This is a genomic window from Comamonas sp. MYb21 (assembly GCF_037479395.1).
Taxonomy (GTDB): Bacteria; Pseudomonadota; Gammaproteobacteria; order Burkholderiales; family Burkholderiaceae_C; genus Comamonas.
In genome coordinates this window covers 278,618-301,680 of sequence record NZ_JBBGZC010000008.1, presented here as the reverse complement: position 1 = coordinate 301,680, position 23,063 = coordinate 278,618, and the positions used below count along the sequence as shown (strand labels likewise).

Sequence of the window (23,063 nt, the reverse complement as noted above, 5' to 3'; positions counted from 1 at the left end):
GCGGGCTTGATGCCGGTTGCAGCTGGTTCGGGGGTGGCTTGGCACAAAGGTCTGACTTGGCAGCGCAAGGCGCGGGGCGAGCCCGGGGCCTGCGGCAGCGATACAGTGGCGCGACCGTGCCGGATTGTCACCGGCTTCTTTGCGAACAAGTGCGGGCCATTCTACTGCCTTTGCCTGCGGCGATAGCGGCCCGCCATGGCTGCTGGCGTGGGTTCTTGCGGGGCATGCCAACGGCTGGCTTGAGGCACCGGGCAGGCACCCTATCCTTCACAATGGCCTCTTGTCTTTGACGGTGCGGGAGTGGATATGGGGCGAATCATGGCTGCATTGTTGATCGCCATCAGTGTGCGAAGCGCCTGCGCGGCGCCCGCTGGGCCGACTGAGCCTACTGGGCGGGCTGCAGAAATCGGTTGGTGGACGCTGACGCGTGCAGTGGACCCTGCGACTGGAAAGCAGGATTGTGTTGCCAGGCATGTGGGTGGGGGGATGACGCTCAATGGCACATCCTTGACGATTGCGGCAGTGCCCATGCGGGCGGTGCTTTCGAGCGGGGCTTTGGCGATCGCATTGGACGGCGTTCCTCTTCCGCCACCTTTGACGGAAGCTGCTGGCGTTATCCGGCATTTTGGGGTGCTGACGCTGGAGGGCGCCGCCCTGGCCAAAGCCGTTGCATCCCAAAAGCTGCTGGTCTCAGTCGGCGCGGTCGATGCGATGCACGACATGCGCGGTGCACGCGAGGCGCTGCAGTGGATACAAGATGCCTGCCAGCAATAGCTGCCTTCGGCACTGAACCAAGGGGCGCCGAGTTACTGTAAGTTTTTAGCCGAGGCGGCGTGGCCTTTGGGTGTCCATCACAGCTCGCTGCAAAGTTTTTGGTGCTTTATTTCAATATTTCAAGTATCATTGAAATATGAATGAAGACCATGTCATCAAATCGCTGGCCGCACTGGCCCACCAGGTCCGCTTGCGGGTGTTTCGTGCGCTGGTGGTGGCCGGGGCTGACGGGCTTACGCCCTCGGTGTTGGCGGAGGCGCTGGGCGTTGCGGCCACGGCGCTGTCCTTTCACCTCAAGGAGCTGGTCCATGCGGGCCTGGTCACGCAGGAGCGCGTGAGCCGCAACCTGGTCTACCGCGCGGACTTTGTGCGCATGGATGGCGTTCTGCGCTATTTGACCGAGAACTGCTGCGCGGGCGCCCGCTGCGAGGTGACTGCTCCCCAGTGCTGCCCTGCCAGCGACAAAGGCTGCTGACGATGACCACCCATGTTTTGGTGCTGTGCACCCACAACTCGGCCCGCAGCGTGCTGGCCGAGGCCATGTTCAACCACTGGGCGCAGACACTGGGCATCGATGCCAAAGCCTTCAGCGCCGGCGCTGCACCCAGTGGCCGTGTCCACCCGCAGGCACTGGCGGCGTTGCGTGCTGCGGGTGTGGATGTATCGGCGCTGGCGAGCAAGAGCATGGACCTGTTTGCGCAGCCTGGTATGCCAGAGATGCGCGTGGTCATCACCGTCTGCGACAGCGCCGCTGCCCAGCCTTGCCCCTTGTGGCCGGGCGCGCCAGTGCGTGCCCATTGGAGCTACCCGGACCCCTCCGAGGCCGCCAGCGAGGAGCAAGCCCAGCGCTTTGAGCTGACCCGCCAGGCGCTGGCCTACCGCATGCTGCAGCTGCTTCAACTGCCGTTTGACAAGCTAGGCAACCAGGCGCTGCAAGCGGCAGTGCAGCGGATTGCGGAGTCTTGAACATGCCCGTGCCTGAGACCAAGCCGGTGATCGGTGGGTTTGAGCGCTACCTCACGCTCTGGGTGCTGCTGTGCATCTGCGCTGGCGTGGGCCTGGGTTATACCGTGCCGGGCCTGACCGAGGCCGTGGCTGCGATGGAGGTGGCCAAGGTGAACCTGCCGGTGGGTGTGCTCATCTGGGTGATGGTCATTCCCATGCTGCTCAAGATTGACTTTTCTGCGCTGTCGCAGCTGCGCCGCCATGCCCGTGGCATAGGGGTGACCTTGTTCATCAACTGGGGCCTCAAGCCGTTTTCGATGGCCTTGCTGGCCTGGCTGTTTTTGCGCCATGTGTTTGCGCAGTGGCTCGATCCTGCGCAGATAGACAGCTACGTTGCCGGTTTGATTTTGCTCGCTGCAGCGCCTTGCACGGCGATGGTCTTTGTCTGGAGCCAGCTGTGCAAGGGGGACCCGTACTTCACGCTGTCGCAGGTGGCCTTGAATGACGCCATCATGCTGGTGGCCTTTGCGCCGATCGTCGCCTTGCTGCTGGGCATCTCCTCGATCACGGTGCCCTGGGACACCTTGCTGGTCTCGGTCGTGCTCTACATCCTGGTGCCGGTGGCGCTGGCCCAGATGCTGCGCAAATACCTGCTCAGGCGCGGCAGCCAGGCACTGGGCCGGGCCGCCGAGCTGATGGGGCCGGTGTCCATCCTGGCCTTGCTGGCCACGCTGGTGCTGCTGTTTGCGTTCCAGGGCCAGTCGATCCTGGCGCAGCCCTTGGTGATTGCGCTCTTGGCCGTGCCCATCCTGGTGCAGGTGGTGCTCAATGCCGGGCTGGCGTACTGGCTCAACCAGAAGCTGGGGGTGGCCCATTGCGTGGCCGGGCCCTCGGCGCTGATTGGCGCCAGCAACTTCTTTGAACTGGCCGTCGCCACCGCGATCAGCCTGTTTGGCCTGAACTCGGGCGCAGCGCTGGCCACCGTGGTCGGCGTGCTGATCGAGGTGCCGGTGATGCTGGCCGTCGTGGCCGTTGTCAATCGATCCAAGCGCTGGTACGAGGATGCCCTGCCAGCTGCATCCAACCAAGGACACTGATGTCTGCTGATGCCATCTCCCGCCATATCGACGCCCGCAGCTTCCAGGCCCCTGGCCCGCAGCAGCTGCAGCCTCGCCAGCTGTCTGCCCATGCCCCGCGCATCCTGATGCTGTACGGCTCACTGCGTGAGCGCTCCTACAGCCGGCTCCTGACCCAGGAGGCAGCGCGGCTGCTGGAAGGCATGGGGGCCGAGGTCCGCATCTACGACCCCGACGGCTTGCCGCAGCCCGATACCGTGCCGGAGGACCACCCCAAGGTGGCGGAGCTGCGCGCGCTGGTGCGGTGGTGCGAAGGCATGGTCTGGACTTCACCGGAGCGCCACGGCGCGATGACCGGCATCATGAAGACCCAGGTGGACTGGATACCGCTGTCCGAAGGCGCCCTGCGGCCCACGCAGGGAAAGACGCTGGCGGTCATGCAGGTGAGCGGCGGCTCGCAGTCCTTCAATGCCGTGAACCAGCTGCGCATTCTGGGCCGCTGGATGCGCCTGTTGACCATTCCCAACCAAAGCTCGGTCGCCAAGGCCTACCAGGAGTTTGACGACGAGGGGCGCATGAAGCCATCGCCTTTTTATGACCGCGTGGTGGATGTGATGGAGGAGCTGCTGAAGTTCACCCTGCTGACCCGGGACCTTGCGCCGTATCTGGTGGACCGCTACAGCGAGCGCAAGGAGGAGCGCGCAAAGATGCATGCCCAGACCTTGGCGAGCCTGTGAGCGCTGCGCGGGATACAAAAGGGGTGACACAGTCCTGAGGGCTGAGAAGACTCATAGAGGAAGGCCGCTAGCGGTTGGCGATTTGCTAGCATGGCGCAACTTGCCCCAGACCCATGACCAAAAATCGCTACCGCCTGCTCGTTATCGCCACCGTCCTGCTGTTAGTGCTGTCCATCCGCATGGATTTCAGGACCGAGCTGCTGTCCTCGCAGCATCCGCTGCGGTTTCCTATCGCGCTGGAGGGGGAGATGGTCGTGCTGCTGTGCTTCATCATCTTGGGTTGGACCGCCGGTTTTTATGGCTGCATGCGCTTTCGTCCCTGGGCGCCTGCGCTCAACCTGGTCACCACCGCCTGCGGGCTGCTGTTTATCGTCGGCAACAACTGGCTCTCCGTCGAGTCCTCCTGGGCCCAAGTGCTGGATTTTCTGGCCAATGCCTCGGGCGGTTTGACCTTGATGCTGCCTTACTTCAACGACCAGGTCCGAAAGATGTTTTGGCCGGAGCCGGATTAAGGTCCGGCCCCCCGCCCGCGCATCAGCGCTGCAGCGGCTGGCCAAACCAGCGTTGAATTGCCTCAGCCGCCTGGTCCTGCTCCACAACACCTTCACCCACCCAGGCGACGATGCCATCCGGGCGGACCAGCAGCGATTGCAAGCCAAGTTCATCAGCCGCGCTGCTGGCGATATAGCGAAGGCGCCCCTTCCACCCTGCTGACAAGTCGCGCAACGGCGCGGCGCTGCCAAAGTCCAGCAGCAAGCCATGGCCGGTCTGCAGATGGCCAGCGAGGGTCGAGCCATCGGCCAGCGCAAAGTCGGGCGCGCTGCGGCCGACCAAGGGGTGGGGGTCGCCGAGGTCATAGCGCAGCGTCGCGCCCCAGACGCGATCGGCAAAGTAGGTGGCGCCGTCGCGCGTGGCGACCAGGTCGCGCAGGATATCGGCGAGGGCGCGTGTGGCGGGGCTGGGCCGCATCAGGGCGACCTGGGCGCGGGACCAGTCCAGCACCTGGGCGCCGACCGGGTGGCGCTCGGCGGTATAGCTGTCCAGCAGGCCCGCTGGCGCATTGCCCTGGAGGGTGGCGGCCAGCTTCCAGCCCAGGTTCATCGCATCCCCAAGACCGAGGTTCAGGCCCTGGCCACCCAAGGGCGAGTGGATATGGGCGGCGTCTCCCGCCAGCAGCACGCGGCCCTTGCGGTAGCTGCTGGTCTGGCGGGCGCGGTCGGTCCAGGTGGATGCGAGTTGTAGCGATGTGATCGCGGCATCGCTGCCGCTGACCCGGCGCAGCACCGTTTGCACATGCTCGGTAGTAATGGGGGTGCTGCCGTGGAAGGCGCCGCCGTCAAAATCGACCATCGCGATCGTGCCGGGCGGCTGGAAGGTGTACATGCCCGTGGCCGTGTAATGGCGGCCGGGGCTGAGGGCAGCGCTGTTCTCCAGCGTGGCCTCTACCGAGTAGCCCGTGAACTCGGGCTCGGTGCCGGCAAAGTCAAAACCGGCGGCTTTGCGGATCTGGCTGCGGCCACCATCGCAGCCCACCAGCCAGCGGCTTTGCAGCTGTGCATCACCGGCTTGCACTTGCACGCTGTCGGCTGACTACACCAGGCCGGTCACGCGAACCCCTCGGCGCACCTGCACACCCAGTTCTGCGGCACGCCGTGCCAGCACCGATTCAAGGCGCTCCATTGTCGTGGGCATGCTCTCGCTGACGGGGCTGGGCAGCCGGTAGGGCCAGCGTGTGGTGTCGATCTGGTCCTGGAAAAACTGCAGGCCCGCAAAGTGCCCGCCGGGCCGGCGCGCATGCTGCAGCCAGTGGGGGCGCGAGGCGGCGGGCGCGCCACCATGCAGAGATGCGGTGACGGCCTCCAGCAAGCCCTGGCGCTGCAGCGCCTCCAGCGAGGGGATAGTGAGGCCACGAATGCCAAAGGGCGCTTGCTTGAGCGGGGAGTGCGGGTCGCCGGCTTGCTCGAGCACCAGCACAGAGCACTGGGCCAGCCGCAGCTCGCAGCTGAGCAGCAGGCCAACGGGGCCTGCACCAACAATGATGACGTCGTAATGGGGGATCGTAGGCATGGACATGTCCTCTCTCGTTTGACCGTTCGGCCGGAGTGATTCTTTGTCTTGAGAACCCCTGGGACGAACCGATGGCCGCAAGCAAATGCGGTGCAAGTTCGTCGTGGGGACCCATGCGCGGGCAGAGTCAGCGCTTCCGTGTGGAAGGACCTGGGCTTACCAAACCAAGTCTGCCTTTTTCGACGGGCGGATTATAGCGCTGTGTCTAAAGAAGGTGCCAGTGCCGATTTCAGCGCGGCCATCAAGACGCGCACCCGCTGCGGCACGTATTTGCGGCTGGGGTAGAGCGCCCATACCGACAGGCTGGGGAGCACGGCGTCTGAGAGCGTGATGGCGACCAAGCGGCCGTCTGCGGTTTCGTCCACCACATCCCAGTGGGTCATCATCGCCAGCCCCATGCCGCGCAGGCAGGCGGCGCGCACGCCTTCCACCGAGTTGCAGCCAAAGCGCCCGTTGACCCTAAGCTGCCGCTCCTGGCTATCGACCAGAAACGGCCAACTGGGCATGCTGCTGAGCTTGATGCAGGCATGGTGGTCGAGATCCTTCAAGCTGTGCAGCGCGGGGGCCTGCGCCAGGTAGGCGGGGCTGGCACAGAGCACCCTGGGGTTGGGGGCCAGCTCTTGCGCAACCAGGTCTGATGCGCTGGGCGGCGCGATGCGGATGGCCAGGTCCATGCCTGCGGCGGTGATATCGGTCACCTTGTCATCGAACTGCAGATCAACGCGCAGTGCAGGGTTGGCCTGCATGAGCTGCTCGGCCACGGGTAGCAGGATGCGCCGACCAAATGCGCCGGGCGTTGTGACACGCAGCAGGCCATGGGCCCCTTGTGCCGCAGGCGCCAGGGTGCTGGCCGCCTCGCCAACGGCATCGAGGATGGTGCGGGCCAGGGGCAGAAACTCCTCGCCTTCAGCGGTAAGGGTGACGGCGCGGGTGCTGCGGTGCATCAGCCGCGTGCCCAGCGAACGCTCTAGCGCCGCCAGGTGGCGCGACGCGGCCATCGGTGTCAGGCCGAGCTGGCGCGATGCGCCTGCCAGGCTACCCACGGTGCTGGCCGCTACAAAGACGGCCACAGAATCGGTATCCATAACGATTTTTGATATTGAGGCATCCCATTTTGTGCCACTACCGCTTGGCAGGGAAGGCCATTAGATTAGTTATTGTTATTTTCAACGAATGAGACATCTTGTGAATCTGGATACTTCGCCCCTGCAAACGCCATTTGATCTGAAGCAGCTGAGCCTGCGCAACCGCCTGGCGGTGGCGCCGATGACGCGCGTGACCGCAACGCCCGACGGGCTGCCGACTGCCACCATGCAGCGCTACTACCAGCGCTTTGCGCAAGGTGGTTTTGGGCTGGTGATTACCGAAGGCAGCTTTATCGACGAGGCCTGGTCGCAAACCTACGAAAACCAGCCCGGCATGGCCAGCGATGACCAGGCCCAGGCTTGGCGCCCGCTGACCGCCCAACTACAGGCCTCCGGCACGCGGTCCATCGCGCAGCTGCAGCATGCCGGGACGCTGTCGCAGTTCAACCGCTACCGGCCGGGGCAGACGATTGCACCGTCTGCGGTACCGCCTCGCGGCCTGCAGATGCCGTTTTACCGGGGCGAAGGGGCGTACCCCATCCCGCGCGCCATAACGCAAGAAGAGATGGCCGATGTGGTGGCCCACTTTGGCAGTGCGGCGGCCCGTGCCGTGGGCCTCGCAGGCTTTGATGGCGTCGAGATCCACGGGGCCAACGGCTATCTGCTGGACCAGTTCCTGACAGCGCATACCAATCTGCGCACGGACCGCTGGGGTGGCACATTGCCTCAGCGCCTGGAGGCTGCTGTTGCCACGATCCAGGCGGTGCGCGCGGCAGTCGGTGCCGATGTGCCGGTGGGCATTCGCGTGTCCCAGGGCAAGGTGAACGACTTCGGCCATAAATGGGCCGAAGGCGAGCAAGGCGCTGAGACCATCTTTGGCACGTTGGCGGATGCGGGCGTGGACTACATCCATCTCACCGAGTTTGAAGCCTGGCAGCCCGCGTTTGGCGCGGAAGGCCCGAGCTTGGTTCAGCTGGCCCGCCGGTTTGCGCCGGGCTTGACCATCATCGCCAATGGCGGTTTGCATGATGCCGACCGCGCGCTGCAGCTGCTGGCCCACGGCGCCGACCTGATCGCTTTGGGGCGCGGCGCGCTCAGCAACCCGGATTGGCCCCGCAAGCTTGAGCAAGGCCTGCCAATGAAGGCGTTTGACCGAAGCATTCTGGGGCCGATCGCGGATATCAAGGCATCGGAATTGGCCGCCGCCTGAAGGCACAGGCCCTTCTTTTGGCGGTAGGTATCGGCGACTATTTGGAGTGCCTCAGCCCTTCACACTGCCATTTTTTATAAGGCGGCGGGCGGGGTGGTATCTGCAGCCTAGACCAGCTGATGGATCCGTTGAACGGCAAGCTTTCCCGCCCGAGCAACCTGTGGATGTGCATGCGTTGCGGCCAGCTGGGCCATGGTTAGCAGTGCTTGGTCAGGGCGCTTTTCGATGGCCATAGCGACGGCCTCGCCGAGAAAGAAGTCGTCATCGGCCACCAGTCTGTGCAACAGGTCCTTGTCTTCCAGGTTGAGCGAAGGAATCAGTGCGACCACGACTTCGTTCCATTCCTGTTCATCCAGCAGCCTGTGTATGCATGCACCCAATGCAGCTTGGTCCTGTGCAAGAGGGGATAGCGCGGGATGCAGATCGGAGACTTCCTGGTCACTGGCTTGCGCCTGCTGCAGCGCCACCAAAAAGCTGGTTGCCGAATCGAAAACGGCGCGCGTATCGCCATCGTGGCTGAGGAAAAGCACGCAGCCCGCGAGCGGCGAGCGGGTGGCCAGAAGGTGGTGGTCGCTGGTGTCTGCATCATCGAGCACATAGCATCCCAACTGCTGGACCAGCGGGTGGTAGGCGAATTGCGCGGTGTGTTCCAGCACTTCACGGGGTGCAAGCAGATGTGGGCGGTCTGCAAGAAAAGCTGCAGCGGCCTCGACGTAGTGCTCAAGCAGATCGCGGTCTTCTTCTGGTGCGGGCATGGCTGGGTCCTTGGGTAAAGCGGTCGTCAAACCACAGCAGCCGTGAACGCATCCGGGCGCCGCGCCAGCAGCGCCGACAAGCGCTGCAGCCCCGCCTGCAAGCGCCCCCGGTCCTTGATGCTGCCCAGCGAGATGCGGATGGCATTGACCTGGGCAGTGTCTGCCGCGCCGCTGGCAAAGGCCTCGGCCGGGGTGACGGCGATGCCCTCGCGCTGGGCGGCTTGTGCGAGTTGGGCGGGACTCCAATACCCCGGAAGTTCCAGCCAGACATGCAGGCCATCGCCCGCGCCGCTGTAGCGGCCCGCCAGCAGATCGCGCGCCATTCGGTGGCGCAAGCGGGCCTCCTTGCGCACGCCTTCCATCAGCCCATAGGCCGAGCCGCCCAAAATCCACTGCGTGGCCAGCGCGGCAGACAGCGGCGAGACCATCAGCGCAAAGGCGCGCAGCGCGGCCAGAAAGCGCTCGCGCAGCGCGGGATCGCGCACCAGCACAAAGGCCACGCGCAGGCCTGGGGTCAGGCATTTGGACAGGGTGGAGATATACAGCACCTGCTCGGGCGCCAGGCTGGCCAACGGTGGCGGTGGTGCTTCGGCCAGCAGCCAGTAGGGGTCGTCCTCGACGATGCGGACTTGGTTGCGCTGCGCGATGGCAAGCAGCGCCTGGCGCCGGGCAAGCGGCATCGTGGTGGCGGTCGGGTTCTGCAGGGTGGGGTTGAGGTAGAGCAGCGCCGGCTGCTGCTGGCGGCAGGCCTGCTCCAGGCTCTCGGGCCGCATGCCATGCTGGTCGGCGGGCACGGTGATGATCTGCCGGCCCAATTGCGTAGCCGCTGCGCGCAGGCCGGGGTAGCCCATCGGCTCGGTCAGGATCACATCGCCCGGTTCGGTCAGTGCCAGGATGGAGGCGGCAATCGCTGCCTGCGCGCCCGGGCAGACAACCAACTGCTCGGCATCGACCGGCCCCAACATGGGCTTGAGCCATTGGGCGCCGGCCTGGCGGTCCACATCGCTGCCGCCGCCCAGGTGGTAGGTCATCAGCAGGGCAGCATCCGCGCCCATCAAGACCTGCGACAGGCCTTGCTTGAGCAGATCGTCAAAATCCAGGCCCGCCGGCGGCGGCGGGGTGTTCATGCCCAGGTCGAGCACCGCCGTCAGCGCCACCTTGGGCGCTGCCACATAGGTGCCACGCGCGCCGCGCCCTTCTAGCAGGTTGCGGCGCCTGGCCTCGTCGTAGGCGCGGGTGACGGTCGTCAGGTCTACGTCCAGCAAGGCCGCCAGATGGCGCTGCGGCGGCAGGCGATCCCCGGGTTTCAGCAGCCCATCGGCCAGGGCCGCTTGCAAGGCATCGGCAATCTGCAAAAAGCGTGGCCCGCCCCGCGCGCTCAGTCGCGGCAACCAAGGGAGGGCGTCGTCTTCTTGCATGCTTGTATCTGAGGATGTATGGATGGTTTCAGAGGTCCTCTGCATAACGCACTGCCTTGGTCTGGACGCCAACTCGGGCGATCCGCTCCATCCTATTGGGCAAGGGTTTTGCAGACGGCCCCTGGGACAATTTGTCCGCATGTATGGAAATTGCTTTTGCGTACTATGCACCAGAACGCAGAGCGGCCCATGCTGGTATGGCAATCGCTGGCGTTGCGGCCTCATGCCTTGCTGGGGCTCGGACAGTGCCAAGTCATTGGCTGGAAATTTGCAAAATGATCGATTGGATCCCCGTAGTCTTCGTGATCTTCAAGCTGGGCATGTTCAGCACCTGCATGTTCTTTGCCATCAAATGGCATTACGACCAGGGCAAAAAGGGTGGCGACCCCCGCGCCGTGCTGCGCGCAGGCGGCAAGGTGGCGGCGATTTTTTTGGCGGCGCTACTGCTGCTGGGGCTGCTGACCTTTACCTTGGTCAGGACCATGGGCTTGGATTTGACGTTTTCCTGATGGGCCGCCATCCGTCCATCCCCGCTGATCGCTGGGTCGGGGCCGGGCACCGCATGCTTTGAACAGGTTCTTAGGCGGCGCCGCTAGTTTTGCTGGCTGGCGGCTGGGGCTCGGCAGCACTGAGCTGTTTCAGTACCGCATGCAGTGCATCGATGAATTGCTGGCCCGTTGCCGGGCATGGCTGCCGCGCAGACGTTATCGTCCAGATGCTGGAATACACCTCTGTTGCCAATGGCCTGACGACGATGTCATCGCGGGGGATATGCCGGATGCATGAGGCATCCACAATGGCAGCGCCCAAGCCCGTCTGAACGCAACTGAGGGCAATGGCCGGCGAGCGCACCTGAATGCTCGCCGAGCTGGCATCCATCGCCAGCGCCGAGGCGGATAGGCGTCCCAGCGGGGTGTCCGGCGGGTAGCCGATCCATGCGGTGTCGCACAGCGCAAGCGGATCCACCACGGCCTGGTCCGCCAGCGGGTGCTGCGGGGGCAGTACGCACAGCAGGCGCTGGCGGCCCAGCAAGCGTGATTTCAAGCCCGGGTGGTTCGATTCCACCAAAGAAACGCCCACATCGGCTTGACCCGACAGCAGGTACTCTGGCAACTCGTCATAGGTCGCCGTGCGAAAGTCGACGCGCAATTGCGGGCTGTAGCGCATCAGTTGCTGCAGTGCCTGCGGAATCAAGGTGTTGGCAAACGTGGCACTGCAGGCCAGGTGCAAGGTGTCCACGCCCGCATGGCCGATGCGCTGGGCCAGGCTGTTGAGCCGGTCGAGGCCTCGGTACACATCGCGCGCCTCTTCGTGCAGGCGCTGGGCTTCGGGCGTGGGTTGCAGCCTTCTGCCCAGCCGCTCAAACAACAAATAGCCCAGGCGGGCTTCGCAGTGCGCCAGTGCCCGGCTCAGCGCCGGCTGCGATACATGCAAGGCCAAGGCCGCGCCGCTGATGGTGCCGGTGGTCATGATGGCATGGAACACCTCCAGCTGCCGCATGTTCAGTGCGCGGGGGTGAATGGCGTGGCTGCTGGTTTCAGGCGAGTGGCTTGGCATGTGGTGTTAACCCCTGGTCGATATAACTTTGTTTGTGAATGCACCGACATTTTTCAATTTGGGTGAGTTCGGCTTGTCCTTTACGCTGCAAGCAATATTCAGACCCATGAAAGAGTCAAGCCATGAACCGCCGTCTTCTGAACCGTTTTGCCCTCCTGTTGCCCCTTGTCATGCTGGCCGCCCAGTCGGGCCCAGCGGCTGCCCAGGGCAACGCCAGCCAGCCGATCAGCTTTGTCGTGCCCTCTGCGGCCGGCGGATCTCCGGACGTGCTCAGCCGCATCATTACCAACCAATGGTCGCTGAACGCCCACCGTCCGGTGATTGTAGAAAACAAGCCCGGAGCAGCAGGCAATATCGGTGTGGTGCAGGTGATCAGGGGCAATGAGCTCACCGTGGGCTATGGAAATATCAACACCCTGGCGGTCAATCGCGCGCTGTTCTCCACCCTGCCTTACGACGTGGACAAGGACCTGGTTCCGGTGTCGCACCTGTTCAACCTCTACAACGTGCTGATCGTTCCGGTGACATCCAGCGTCCAATCCGTGCAGGACTTGCTGGCCCAAGCGCGCAAGAACCCCGGCAAGCTGTCCTATGGGGCTTCGGGCGTCGGCACCACCGGCCATATGAGTGGGGAGCTGCTCAACCATCTGGAAAAGCTCGACACCGTTTTCGTTCCCTACCAGGGCGGGCCTGCCGCGTTGCAGGACCTGATGGGCGGGCGCTTGGACTATATGTTCATCAACAGCTCCGAAGCGGTGCCGCTCATCAAGTCGGGCAAGGTGCGTGCGCTGGCCGTGACCCAGCTGGGCAAGCGGATCGAGCAGTTGCCTGATGTGCCGACCATGGACGAGGCGGGTGTCAAGGGCTATGAGATCGTCTCCTGGGGCGGTGTGGTGGGCAATCGCAAGATGACGCCTGAACAGGCCAAGGCACTGGCGGCCGATCTGGACAAGGTGTTGAAGATGCCTAACGTGCGCGAAAGTCTTCAAGGCCTGGGCGCCCAGCCGGTGGGCGGCACGCCGGAGGATTTCAAGCAATTGATTGCCCGTGAGACGAAAAAATGGACCGAGATCATCCAGTCCAGCAAGATCGCAAAGCTCAACTGATCAGCCCCGGAAAGAGAAGACGAAAGTGCTGATATTTAAGAATGCGATGCTGATCGACGGCTCTGGCAGGCGGGCTTATAGCGGAGATGTGGCGGTGGAGGGCGAGCGGATTGCCCAGGTGGGCGTGGTGCAGGCGCAGGCCGGTGATACCGTCATCGACCTGCAGGGTCTGGCCCTTGCACCGGGCTTTATCGATTCGCACACCCATGACGATGGCTACCTGCTGGTGCACCGCGATATGGTGCCCAAAGTCTCCCAGGGCATAACCACGGTGGTTACCGGCAACTGCGGCATCAGTCTGGCGCCGCTGGTGCAGCAAAACCTGCCGCAGCCCCTGGACCTGCTGGGGCCGCCCGAGTTGTTTCGCTTTGGGCGATTTGGCGAGTGGCTGCAAGCCTTGCAGGCGCAGCCAGCGGCGGTCAATGTCATCCCGCTGGTGGGCCATACCACCTTGCGCGTCAAGGTGATGGCGGACCACCAGCGTGAAGCCACCGATGACGAGTGCGCGCAGATGCGGGATTTGCTGACCGAGGCGCTCGACGAAGGGGCCTTCGGCATCTCGACCGGCACCTTCTACCCGCCTGCACGCCATGCCACAACACGAGAACTGCTCGAAGTCTGCAAGCCACTGCGCGGCCGCCAGGCCGTGTATGCCACCCATCTTCGGGATGAGGCCGATGACATTGTCCCCGCGATGCAAGAGGCATTGGCCGTGGGGCGCGACGCAGACTGCCGGGTGGTTTTCTCCCACCACAAGCTCGCTGGCGAGCGCAACCATGGTCGCTCGGAAGAGACGCTGGCGCTGATCCGGGAGGCCAGCAGCAAGCAGCCCGTTTGTGTGGACTGCCACCCTTATCCCGCCACGTCCACCATGCTGCGGCTCGACCGGGTTCGCCTGGCAAGCCGCACCATGATCACCTGGTCCAGCGCTTGCCCAGAAGCCAAAGGACGGGATTTTGCCGACCTGCAGCAGCAATGGGGCCTGGACGATGAAGCGCTGTTGGCGCGCCTGTCACCGGCCGGCGCCATCTACTTCTTGATGGATCAGCACGATGTGGACCGCATTTTTGCGTTTCCTTTGACGCTGGTGGGGTCCGATGGCCTGCCTTTTGATCCACACCCCCATCCACGCCAGTGGGGCACCTTCACACGCGTGCTGCGGCGCATGGTGCGTGAATGCGGCTTGCTGTCGCTGGAAGAGGGCATCCACCGGATGACGGGGCTGGCTGCGCAGCAGTATGGGCTGGAGCAGCGTGGGCGTTTGGAGCCCGGCTGCTTTGCCGACCTGGTGGTGTTTGACCCCCAACGGGTTTCGGACAAGGCCACGTTTGAGGAGCCAGTGCAGGCCAGCGAGGGAATCGAACAAGTCTGGGTCAATGGGCAGCAGGTGTGGGATGGCCACCAGCCTACCGGCACGCGGCCAGGGCAAGTGCTGCGCCGGGCAGAGCCTCAGCAGACAACGCAAAAGGAGTGCGGGAAATGACAACACGAAAACTTGGTTTGGCCGTGGCCCAGATGGGGCCTGTTCATTTATCGGATAGCCGGGGCTCGGTGGTCCGGCGCTTGGTGGCCATGCTGCGTGAGGCCAAGGCCCGGGGCGCTGAGATGGTCGTTTTTCCGGAGTTGGCACTCACGACGTTCTTCCCGCGCTATTGGATGGAAGAAGCGCAAGCACAAGCGCGATTCTTTGAAGCACAGATGCCCAATGCCGATGTGCAGCCGTTGTTTGATGCCGCGCGTGAGCTGGGTGTAGGCTTCTACCTGGGCTATGCTGAGCTGGCCGAAGACGGGCGCCCCTACAACACCGCCGTACTGGTCAACTCCCAGGGAGAAATTGCGGGCAAGTACCGCAAGATCCACCTGCCCGGCCATGTGGAACATAAGCCAGAAGCCCCGTTCCAGCATCTGGAGAAAAAGTATTTCGATGTCGGCAACCTGGGGTTCAGGGTGTTCGATTCAGGCGCTGTCAAATACGGCATGTGCCTGTGCAACGACCGCCGCTGGCCGGAAACCTACCGCGTGATGGCCTTGCAAAGTGCCGAGGTGGTCATGCTGGGTTACAACACGCCGTCGCTCAATATCCATTGGAATGAGCCGGTGCATCTGCGCACGACCACCCACCTGATCTCATTGCAGGCCAATGCCTACCAAAATGGAATCTGGGTGGCGGCGGCGGCCAAATGCGGCTCCGAAGATGGCCACCACATGATTGGCAGCTCCGTGATTGTTGCGCCCACCGGAGAGATAGTGGCGCGCACGCTGACCGAGGACGATGAAGTCATTTGCGTCAGCGCCGATCTGTCGCTGGGTGAGCATTTCCGCCAGCATGTCTTCAATTTCGCCAAGCACCGCAGGCCTGAGCACTACCGCTTGATTGTGGACCGGGTGGGCGCGGGCGATCCACTGCCCTGAACGGGTCTCACATGTTGCGGACGCCTGGATTGGTGGCTTGCACCAAGCCAGGCTGCGCTTTCCCCGCATCCAGCTCCCCCTGCCCATAAGCCCGAGGAATATGCGTCATCAGCGAATGGCTGAAGCCGCCATCGACCACCAGATCCGCGCCATGGACATAGCTGGCCCGGGGGCTGGCGAGGAAGACCACCGCCTGGGCGAGTTCTTCGATCTGGCCGATGCGGCGCAGCGGGACGACCTGTTCGCGGCGGGCGCGGTCGTCCGGGTTGCGGTAGAAGCGCTCGCTCAGCGGGGTCACCAACAGGCCGGGGCTGACGGTGTTGCAGCGGATGCCGGCGGGGCCCCATTCCAGGCACATTTGCGCAGTCAGCATGCGGATGCCGGCCTTGCTCATGCTGTAACCGCCGCTGAGCGGCTGGGCGTTCTGGGCGGAGATCGAGGCGATGTTGACAATGGCGCGCGGCAGGCTGGCGTCGGAATGGCGGTAGAAGGCCTGGCCCATGCGCAGGTAGCCGCCCAGGTTGATCTGCAACTGGCGCTCCCAGATGCCAGGATCCAACTCGGCCAGTGGCGCGGCGCTGGTGATGGCGGCGTTGTTGACCAGCACGCTGGGGCCGGCGCCCCAGTGCTGTTGCAGTGTTTGAAACGCAGCCTCTACCGCAGCGGGCGATGAGACATCGGCGCGGATGGGCAGCAGGCGCTGGTCATCGGGATGGGTGGCGGCGAGCTGTGCCAGCGCGTCGCTGTCGTGGTCGAGCACAGCCACGCGGCAGCCGCTGGCCAGCAGCGCCTGCACAATGCCGGAACCTAGTCCTTTGGCGCCGCCGGTGACGACGCAGATGCGTCGGTCCAATTGCAACCAGTCCATGCTTGAAGCCTTTTCTGGTCTGCGATCAGGCGGCCAAGGGCGCCAGCTTGTGGGTGCTGGCGTTGAAGTTGACCACGGGGCTGGCGCTGTTGCAGGAGGACTTGCGGATCTTGCCGACCACCAGCTTGTGCGTGCCCAGGGTGTGGGTGCAGACAATGTCGCATTCCATGCTGGCCAGCGCGTCGCTCAGCACGGGCAGCTGGTGCTCGCTGCTGTGCCAGCGGCCTTCCTTGAAGCGGGCCTCGCCCTGCGGCTGGCTCAGAAAGCTGGCGATGATCTGGCTGTGTTCCTCACCCAGCACATTGGCCACAAACTTGCCCGTTTGCAGCAAGGTATCGCCCATTGACGAGGCGCTGTGCGCAAAAAAGCCGACCATCGGCGGCTCGGCCGAGATGGAGGTGAGGCTGGAGACGATCATGCCGGCAACATCCTTGCCCTGGCCGGTGGTCACGGCGCTGATGCCGGCGGGCAGGGCGCGCATCGCGGCCTTGAAGTCGGCCACCGAGACGACCTGGTCTTCCGCAGCCAAGGTGATGTGCGCGCGCACCTGGCCTTGGGTATTGACCCAGCCGTGCTGCTGCGCATAGGCCAGCATGGCGGCAAAGCCCGTGTCCCATTCGCTGTCTGCGGCCTGGCAGGCCAGAAAGCGCAGCACCTGGGGGAAGAGCCAGACATGGCTGTCGCCGTCGCGCGTGCCGATGCGGGTCAGGGCCTGCGCGAGCTGGGGCTCGGGCTGGGGTTCTATCAGCACATCGAGTGCCCGAAAATTGTGGGCATCCATCAGGCTGATGGAGCCGCAGTTGCTGAGGTGAACGCGCATGGCCCTGTCTCCTTTACGCCAGCGCTACGGCCTGGCCCACTTCTTTTTTCACGGCGGGAATGATCTTGTCGCCCCACAGCTCGATCTGCTTGAGCATGGTCTTTTGGTCAAAGTCACCCAGCTGGGTTTGCAGCGCAATGTGCTTGGGCTTGAGGATGCTGATCTCCTCGAGCAGCTTGTCGATCACTTCGTTGACCGAGCCGACGGGCAGGTTCTTGCGCAGCTGCTCGAAGGTCGGGTCGGTCTCGGTCGGCACTTCCTTGACCATGTAGCCGTCTTCGGACTGGGCGCGGCGGAACTTGAGGCTTTCCGAGATGCGGCGCTGAAAGCGGGCGCAGTCCAGGTAGGCATTGATTTCCGATGCATTGTCCGAGGCATAGCCGCAGCGCAGAAAGCCGAACTTCACATCACTGTCCAGGTCCTTGCCTTCGGCCGAGGCGATGTTCTCCAGCTTGGTGCGCAGGCCAGCAATCGCTTCGTTGCCGTTGAGCAGGGCGGTGACAAACAGGTTGTGGCCTTCGCGCACGCCCCGGCCCAGGGTGACCGGGTTGCCCGAGGTGACCCAGAGCGGCGGCATCGGGTCTTGCACGCAGCGCACCGCGATGGAGCTGGGGAGGATATTCAGGAACTCGCCCTGGTATTCGAATATTTTCTGGGTCAGGGCCTTGGGAATAATGTCGAGAAACTCATTGAAGATCGCGCCGGAATTGGCGATCTCGACGCCAAAGCGTTCAAATTCAAATTGCTGGTAGCCCGAGCCCACGCCCAGTTCGAGTCGCCCATTGGACACGGTGTCGACAAAGCCGACCTCGGCCAGGAAGCGGGCGGGGTGGTAGAGTGGCAAAATGCACACCGCCGTGCCCAGGCGAATGGTTTTGGTTTTGGCTGCGGCATGGGCCACGGTCATTAATGGCGATGGCGACAGTGAATAATTGTTGAAATGGTGTTCGGCATACCAGGCGGTATTGAAACCCGCTTGCTCTGCCACCACGGTTTGTTCGATGGAGTTGTTGATAACGTCCTGAGAGCGCTGGTGGTAGCCGCGCTGCTGCGCCAGAATGAATACGCCAAATTCCATGATGTCTCCTTGATGATGGGCAATATGGAATCATTCTAGGGGTGGGGTCAGGAGATCTGTATGCGTGAAATTCGAGATTCAGTACTGCGCAATCTGGAGGAATCATGGACCGTCTGAGAGCGATGGAGCTGTTCCTGTCGGTGTCGCAGACCCGCAGTTTTTCAGAGACGGCGCGGCTGTTTGGCATCTCGGCCACCGCCGTGTCGAGAATGATCACCGAGTTTGAAGACGGGCTGCAGGTCAAGCTCTTGCTGCGCTCCACGCGCCAGGTGTCGCTGACCGAATCGGGCCAGGAGTATGCGGCCCAGTTGGAAGGCATTCTCTGGACCATCAACCAGGCCCACACCAGCATCACCGCCATCAGCTCCGCCCCGCAGGGGCGCCTGCGCGTGCATGCCCGCACGATGTTCGGTCAGCGCGTGCTGCCGGGCCTGATTGCCCGCTTTCGCCAGGCCCACCCCGAGATCCTGGTGGAGCTGCTGCTGTCCGAGACCAAGGTGGACCTGGTCAAGAACAATATCGATATTGATTTCAGAATATCGCCGCCGGTCGAGGCGGGGGTCAAACGGCGCATGCTGTTTCACAGCCAGCGCTATTTGGTGGCGTCACCTGCTTATGCCGAGAAAATGCCTGCGATCCATCAACCCGCTGATTTATTGCAGGCCCAATGCCTGGCCTATTATTTGCCCGGTAAAGACCATATCTGGCATTTCAAGAATGAGGCAGGGGTGGAAGATATTCGATTTTCTCCGCGTCATTTGACCAACAATGGCATTGCCTTGTTGGAATTGGCCAAATTGGGCGAAGGTATTGCACTGCTCGATGATTACACGGTCTATCCGGATCTGGCGGCGGGCAATCTGGTGCGGCTCTTGCCAGATTATGTGGTGAGCAATACCACGTTCGAAGAAGGCATGTTTGCCACGATTGTCGATTCGGCGATTATCCCGGCCAAGGTCAAGCTGTTTCTGGATTTTGTCGCCAGCCAGGTGGCGGGGGAGGCGCAGCGCTTTGCGCTGCCCAAGTGACTAGTCGGGAATAAGGATGCGCGCCTGGGGCTTGGCCAATCCCCGGTACCCCAGCCCGGTGATGCGCAGAATGGCACCGTCCAGCGGGCCGCTGGCGCGCAGGCGGCCGCTGTCCGAGATGCTGGTGACATACAGGTCCGCCAGATCCGGCCCGCCAAAGCAGAGCGCGCTGGGGTGGGCCACAGGCAGGCGGATCAACTGGCTCAGCGCCCCTTGGGCATCGTAGCGGGCGAGCTGGCCGGTACGCACCAGGGCGGTCCAGAGGCCTCCCTCACTGTCCCAGCAGCAGCCGTCGGGGGCGGATTGCTGGGCCTGGGTGCTGACGAACAGCTGCTGGTCTTGTGCTTGCCCGCTGCTGATATCAAAGGAATAAATGCTTTGTGCGGCGCTGTCGGCAATAAAGAGGCGGCCGCTTTGGGGGTGGATCAGCGGGCCATTGGCGGTTTTGAGGGCTGGGCCTATGCGCGCCAGCTGGCCATCCCGCTCCAACACATAGATACCTCCCATGGGCGCTTCGCCTTCTTCCAGATGCAGATGCATGCTGCCGACCAGAAAGCGGCCATCGGGCAGCGCGCAGCCATCGTTCAGGCGCAGATGGGGCAGGTGCTCGTCCAGCTCGGCGAGGGTCTGCAACTGGCGGCTGGCAGGGTCATACAGGCCCAGCGCCTCCTTCAGCGCGATGACGATCCTGCCATCGGCATTCAGCGCGAAGGAGCCGGTGGGTGCTGGCAGCAGGTACTGCTCGGTCCGGCCGCTTTCCGGGTCGATGCGCAGCAGATGGCCGCGCCGGCAGTCCATGGCCCAGAGCTGGCCGGTGGCGGCATCCCAGTGGGGGCATTCACCCAGGGCCAGGCGTTGCGGGATCAGGGGCTGGATATGCATGGGGGGCTTGAGGTTGGGGCTCCTGGGGTGGAGCCGCGCTGCACGTAGGTTGCTGTCCATCATAGGGTTGCCCCAGGGCGCCACTACCCCGGGGAACGCAGAACAGATTCAACCAATCGGGGGGAAATCATTTGCAGGGTTCCTTCCTAGAATCAAACACAGATTCGAAACAGGCGCTCGCCATGAGCGGCCAAGATCCAAGGAGACAACATGCAAGTGATAGCGCCTATTGCGCAGGCTGCGCCCTGCGCCGCCATCCATCCCCTGGCTACCGCCGTAGCGGCCCACACCCGGGGAGGCCGCCATGTCTGAGCCCTCCGTTTTGCTGGAAGTCGCCGATGGCGTGGCCCTGGTGACCTTGAACCGCCCACCCGTCAATGCCCTTAACCGTGCGATGCGGCGCGAGCTGGTGGCGATTTTTGATGCGATCTCCGAGCGCGACGATGTGCGCTGCGCGGTGCTGACCGGCTCCGGCTCGGTGTTCTGCGCCGGCGCCGATCTGAAGGACCGGCCCAATGCCGAGGTGGCCGGTGACTTTCTGGAGCACAACCGCGTCACCCGCGAAACCGGCAATGCGATCAAGGAATGCGCCAAGCCGGTGATTGCTGCGGTGAACGGCACGGCGCTGGGGGCAGGCATGGGCCTGGCTGCGGCCTGCGACATTCTCTATGCCTCGTCGAACGCGAGCTTTGGCATGCCCGAGATCAATGTGGGCCTGGCAGGCGGGGCCTCGATGCTCAAGACCTTGCTGGGGCGCTCGACCATGCGCCGCATGTTCTTTACCGGCCAGCGCCTGACGGCCCAGGAGATGCTGCAGCGCAATGTGGTCGAAGAAGTGCTGGCGCCCGAAGCGCTGCTGCCCAAGGCGATGGAGATGGCGCGCGAGATTGCATCCAAGGCACCGCTGGCCGTGATCTACGCCAAGCGCGCCGCCAACATGGTGGACCTGATGCCCCAGCGTGATGCCTACCGCTTTGAGCAGGAGTTCACGATGGCGCTGGCCAAGACCGAAGACGCCAAGGAAGCGCGCATGGCCTTCCTGGAAAAGCGCGCCCCTGTTTTCAAAGGACGCTGAGCATGCTGCAGACTACCCGCCTGCAGCCCGGTGCAGGTCTTGATCCGTTTTTCAATGCGCGCGCGATTGCCATCATTGGTGCCTCTGACGATCCCACCAAGATTGGTGGGCGGCCGCTGCATCTGCTCCAAAAGCATGGGTTTGCCGGCGCGGTGTTCCCCATCAACCCCAAGGGCGGCAGCATCCAGTCGCTGCCCGCTTACACCAGCGTGCGCGATGTGCCGCAGGTGCCCGAGCTGGCCATCATCGCGGTGCCGGCAGCGATGGCGCCCGCTGCGCTGCGCGACTGCGCCGACAAGGGCGTGCAGGCGGCGATTGTGCTGTCGTCCGGATTCATAGAAGCGGGCGAGGAGGGCGCTGCGCTGCAGCGGCAGCTGAGCCAGATTGCGCGGGAGCGCCAGATCCGCGTGCTGGGCCCCAACTGCCTGGGCGCTGTGGGCATCGAGGAGCGGGTGATTGGCTCGTTCTCGGTGGCACTGGAAGACAAGCTGCCAGCCGCCGGCCATGTGGGCATCGTCTCGCAGTCGGGCAACCTGGGCAGCTTCACGATGCAGTCGGTGGTGCGCCGGGGCCTGGGCATCAGCCGCTTTATGGCGACCGGCAATGAGGCCGATGTGGACATTGCCGACGGCATTGCCGCGCTGGCCGGCGATCGCCAGACCCGCATCATCCTGTGCTGCATGGAAACCTGCCGCGATGGCAGCAAGCTGCTGCAGGCATTGGAAGCAGCCCGCGCCGCCGGCAAGGTAGTGGTGGTGCTCAAGATTGGCGCGACCGAGCAGGGCCAGGCGGCTGCGGCCTCGCACACCGGCGCGCTGACGGGGTCGAACGCGGTGATCGAAGCGGCACTGACCCGCGCGGGGGCGCTGACGGTGCAGTCCATCGAAGACATGGTGGAGCTGACGGCCGCGCTGTCGGTGCTGCCCCAGGCGCTGCTGCCGCGCAACCGGGGCGTGACCCTGGTGGCGGCATCGGGCGGCTTTGGCGTGATGATGGCCGATGCCATGGTGCAGGCCGGCCTGGACCTGCCCGAGCTGTCGGATGCGACGCGTGCCCGTATCCAGGAAGCGGTGCCGGTGGCCGGCACCCGCAACCCGGTCGATGCGACAGCGCAGATGTCCAGCCGGCCCGATATTTTGTACAAGCTGCTCACGGCCTTGCTGGAAGACGCATCGCGCAGCACCCTGGTGCTGCTGCTGTCGCTGTCCTTGCACAACCCGCGTTTGAGCGGTGTGTACCAGGAGGCCTTGGCGCAGATCCGTCGCGACTACCCCGACCGCCTGATTGTGCTGATTGGCCAGGGCCCGGCCGAGGTGACCGAGCGCATTGCCAATGCGGGCATTGCGATCTTCCCGACCATTGATGCGGCAGCCCGTGGGCTGGCCGGACTGGTGCGCCTGGGCCAGACGCTGGGCCAGCCGCCAGCCGCGCCTGCTGCCGCGCAGCACTGGGAGCCGCTGGATGCCCAGGTCTTCCGCAACGAGTTCCATGCCAAGGCCTTTTTGGCGCGGGCCGGTGTGCCGGTGACGCAGGAGCAGGTGGTGCAGTCCGCCGGTGCGGCGGTGGCGGCGGCTGAGCAGATTGGCTTCCCGGTGGTGTTCAAGATCGTCTCGCCCGACATTGCCCACAAGACCGAGGTTGGTGGCGTCGAGCTCAACATCCGCAGCGCCGCGCAGGCCCGCACGGCCCATGCACAGTTGCTGGCGCGGGTGGCCGAGCGCGCGCCGCAGGCGCAGATCGATGGCGTGCTGGTCGCGCCGATGGTGGGCGGCGGTGTGGAGATGATCACCGGCGTCTCTCACGACGCGGCCTTTGGCCCGGTGTTGATGGTGGGCATGGGCGGCATCTATGCCGAGGTGCTGAAAGACGTGGCGGTGCAGGTGGCGCCGGTGACGCAGGCCGAGGCGCTGCAGATGATTGCGTCTCTCAAGCTCTACCCGCTGCTGCAAGGGGTGCGCGGCCAGCCCGCTGCCGATGTGCAGGCCATGGCCGCCACAGTGGCGCGCCTGTCGGAGCTGGCGCTGGCCTATGCCGGCGAGATCGCCGAGATCGACCTGAACCCGGTGCTGGTCCAGCCCGCCGGCGAGGGCGTGATTGCGGTCGATGCGCTGATGGTGGCGGCCCCGCCGCAGGCCTGATGTGCAGCGTCATGCAGACTTTGATCGGAACT

At 64.0% G+C, this 23,063-nt stretch carries 23 protein-coding genes and 1 pseudogene; 14 read left to right on the top strand and 10 right to left on the bottom strand.

Annotated features, from left to right (window positions below; all coding sequences use genetic code 11):
• Nucleotides 1-486: 486 nt before the first annotated feature.
• From WH367_RS14125 to WH367_RS14100, 6 genes are all read left to right on the top strand, one after another.
• Nucleotides 487-774 carry a hypothetical protein gene (locus tag WH367_RS14125; protein ID WP_339536589.1) on the top strand — a complete coding sequence of 96 codons (288 nt, stop codon included), beginning with the start codon at nucleotides 487-489 and terminating at the stop codon, nucleotides 772-774.
• 136 nt (nucleotides 775-910) lie between these two features.
• Complete coding sequence (locus tag WH367_RS14120; RefSeq protein ID WP_339536588.1) at nucleotides 911-1,249, top strand: ArsR/SmtB family transcription factor; 339 nt, start codon at nucleotides 911-913, stop codon at nucleotides 1,247-1,249.
• Between the two features lie 2 nt (nucleotides 1,250-1,251).
• The gene (locus WH367_RS14115; RefSeq protein WP_339519976.1) at nucleotides 1,252-1,740 is read left to right on the top strand and encodes an arsenate reductase ArsC; all 489 of its coding nucleotides are present in this window, start codon (nucleotides 1,252-1,254) and stop codon (nucleotides 1,738-1,740) included.
• Between the two features lie 2 nt (nucleotides 1,741-1,742).
• Nucleotides 1,743-2,816, top strand: a complete 1,074-nt coding sequence (arsB, locus tag WH367_RS14110) for an ACR3 family arsenite efflux transporter (RefSeq protein WP_339536587.1) — start codon at nucleotides 1,743-1,745, stop codon at nucleotides 2,814-2,816.
• A complete protein-coding gene (arsH, locus tag WH367_RS14105; protein WP_339536586.1) occupies nucleotides 2,816-3,532 on the top strand; it encodes an arsenical resistance protein ArsH in 717 nt (238 codons plus the stop codon). Before arsB ends, arsH begins: the two co-directional genes overlap by 1 nt.
• Before the next feature lie 113 nt (nucleotides 3,533-3,645).
• Nucleotides 3,646-4,044 carry a hypothetical protein gene (locus WH367_RS14100; RefSeq protein WP_021028687.1) on the top strand — a complete coding sequence of 133 codons (399 nt, stop codon included), beginning with the start codon at nucleotides 3,646-3,648 and terminating at the stop codon, nucleotides 4,042-4,044.
• Between the two features lie 22 nt (nucleotides 4,045-4,066).
• On the opposite strand, the gene WH367_RS14095 is transcribed toward WH367_RS14100, so the two are convergent.
• The 3 genes and pseudogenes from WH367_RS14095 to WH367_RS14085 form a co-directional block, all read right to left on the bottom strand.
• Entirely contained in the window at nucleotides 4,067-4,501 is a 435-nt protein-coding gene (locus WH367_RS14095) for an aromatic-ring hydroxylase C-terminal domain-containing protein (RefSeq protein ID WP_339536601.1), read from the bottom strand.
• A 30-nt stretch (nucleotides 4,502-4,531) separates the two neighbouring features.
• Nucleotides 4,532-5,599 (bottom strand): annotated as a pseudogene (locus tag WH367_RS14090) (FAD-dependent monooxygenase); the annotation flags it as partial.
• A 191-nt stretch (nucleotides 5,600-5,790) separates the two neighbouring features.
• Nucleotides 5,791-6,684: a LysR family transcriptional regulator gene (locus tag WH367_RS14085; protein ID WP_021028689.1), complete on the bottom strand. Its 894-nt coding sequence runs from the start codon at nucleotides 6,682-6,684 to the stop codon at nucleotides 5,791-5,793.
• A 100-nt stretch (nucleotides 6,685-6,784) separates the two neighbouring features.
• On the opposite strand from WH367_RS14085, the gene WH367_RS14080 reads away from it, so the two are divergent.
• Complete coding sequence (locus WH367_RS14080) at nucleotides 6,785-7,894, top strand: NADH:flavin oxidoreductase (protein WP_339536585.1); 1,110 nt, start codon at nucleotides 6,785-6,787, stop codon at nucleotides 7,892-7,894.
• 107 nt (nucleotides 7,895-8,001) lie between these two features.
• Here WH367_RS14080 and WH367_RS14075 read toward each other — a convergent pair whose 3' ends face one another.
• Together WH367_RS14075 and WH367_RS14070 are read right to left on the bottom strand one after the other, a co-directional pair.
• Entirely contained in the window at nucleotides 8,002-8,649 is a 648-nt protein-coding gene (locus WH367_RS14075; RefSeq protein WP_339536584.1) for a hypothetical protein, read from the bottom strand.
• Nucleotides 8,650-8,675: 26 nt separating this feature from the next.
• On the bottom strand, nucleotides 8,676-10,067 hold the full coding sequence (locus tag WH367_RS14070) for an aminotransferase-like domain-containing protein (protein ID WP_339536583.1): 1,392 nt from the start codon (nucleotides 10,065-10,067) through the stop codon (nucleotides 8,676-8,678).
• Nucleotides 10,068-10,342: 275 nt separating this feature from the next.
• Here WH367_RS14070 and WH367_RS14065 point away from each other — a divergent pair, with 275 nt between their 5' ends.
• Complete coding sequence (locus WH367_RS14065; protein WP_339520006.1) at nucleotides 10,343-10,576, top strand: hypothetical protein; 234 nt, start codon at nucleotides 10,343-10,345, stop codon at nucleotides 10,574-10,576.
• A gap of 70 nt (nucleotides 10,577-10,646) precedes the next feature.
• Here WH367_RS14065 and WH367_RS14060 read toward each other — a convergent pair whose 3' ends face one another.
• Complete coding sequence (locus WH367_RS14060; RefSeq protein WP_339536582.1) at nucleotides 10,647-11,624, bottom strand: LysR family transcriptional regulator; 978 nt, start codon at nucleotides 11,622-11,624, stop codon at nucleotides 10,647-10,649.
• Between the two features lie 122 nt (nucleotides 11,625-11,746).
• Between WH367_RS14060 and WH367_RS14055 the strand changes: the two genes are divergently transcribed.
• From WH367_RS14055 to WH367_RS14045, 3 genes are read left to right on the top strand one after another with little or no spacing between them, the layout of a single operon-like run.
• On the top strand, nucleotides 11,747-12,730 hold the full coding sequence (locus tag WH367_RS14055; protein ID WP_339536581.1) for a Bug family tripartite tricarboxylate transporter substrate binding protein: 984 nt from the start codon (nucleotides 11,747-11,749) through the stop codon (nucleotides 12,728-12,730).
• A gap of 46 nt (nucleotides 12,731-12,776) precedes the next feature.
• Entirely contained in the window at nucleotides 12,777-14,213 is a 1,437-nt protein-coding gene (locus WH367_RS14050) for an N-acyl-D-amino-acid deacylase family protein (protein WP_339536600.1), read from the top strand.
• Complete coding sequence (locus tag WH367_RS14045; RefSeq protein WP_339536580.1) at nucleotides 14,210-15,142, top strand: N-carbamoyl-D-amino-acid hydrolase; 933 nt, start codon at nucleotides 14,210-14,212, stop codon at nucleotides 15,140-15,142. The genes WH367_RS14050 and WH367_RS14045 overlap by 4 nt, the downstream gene beginning before the upstream one ends.
• A 7-nt stretch (nucleotides 15,143-15,149) precedes the next feature.
• Here WH367_RS14045 and WH367_RS14040 read toward each other — a convergent pair whose 3' ends face one another.
• The 3 genes from WH367_RS14040 to WH367_RS14030 are packed head-to-tail and all read right to left on the bottom strand — an operon-like array spanning nucleotide 15,150 to nucleotide 17,908.
• Nucleotides 15,150-16,010, bottom strand: a complete 861-nt coding sequence (locus WH367_RS14040) for an SDR family NAD(P)-dependent oxidoreductase (protein ID WP_339536579.1) — start codon at nucleotides 16,008-16,010, stop codon at nucleotides 15,150-15,152.
• A gap of 25 nt (nucleotides 16,011-16,035) precedes the next feature.
• Nucleotides 16,036-16,830, bottom strand: a complete 795-nt coding sequence (locus WH367_RS14035; RefSeq protein ID WP_339536578.1) for a flavin reductase family protein — start codon at nucleotides 16,828-16,830, stop codon at nucleotides 16,036-16,038.
• A 13-nt stretch (nucleotides 16,831-16,843) separates the two neighbouring features.
• Nucleotides 16,844-17,908, bottom strand: a complete 1,065-nt coding sequence (locus tag WH367_RS14030) for an LLM class flavin-dependent oxidoreductase (protein ID WP_339536577.1) — start codon at nucleotides 17,906-17,908, stop codon at nucleotides 16,844-16,846.
• A 104-nt stretch (nucleotides 17,909-18,012) separates the two neighbouring features.
• Between WH367_RS14030 and WH367_RS14025 the strand changes: the two genes are divergently transcribed.
• A complete protein-coding gene (locus tag WH367_RS14025; RefSeq protein ID WP_339536576.1) occupies nucleotides 18,013-18,936 on the top strand; it encodes a LysR family transcriptional regulator in 924 nt (307 codons plus the stop codon).
• On the opposite strand, the gene WH367_RS14020 is transcribed toward WH367_RS14025, so the two are convergent.
• Nucleotides 18,937-19,818: an SMP-30/gluconolactonase/LRE family protein gene (locus WH367_RS14020; protein WP_339536575.1), complete on the bottom strand. Its 882-nt coding sequence runs from the start codon at nucleotides 19,816-19,818 to the stop codon at nucleotides 18,937-18,939.
• 304 nt (nucleotides 19,819-20,122) lie between these two features.
• Here WH367_RS14020 and WH367_RS14015 point away from each other — a divergent pair, with 304 nt between their 5' ends.
• Together WH367_RS14015 and WH367_RS14010 are read left to right on the top strand one after the other, a co-directional pair.
• Nucleotides 20,123-20,893, top strand: a complete 771-nt coding sequence (locus WH367_RS14015; RefSeq protein ID WP_116924227.1) for an enoyl-CoA hydratase/isomerase family protein — start codon at nucleotides 20,123-20,125, stop codon at nucleotides 20,891-20,893.
• A 2-nt stretch (nucleotides 20,894-20,895) separates the two neighbouring features.
• Nucleotides 20,896-23,031 carry an acetate--CoA ligase family protein gene (locus WH367_RS14010; RefSeq protein ID WP_339536574.1) on the top strand — a complete coding sequence of 712 codons (2,136 nt, stop codon included), beginning with the start codon at nucleotides 20,896-20,898 and terminating at the stop codon, nucleotides 23,029-23,031.
• Nucleotides 23,032-23,063 lie beyond the last annotated feature (32 nt).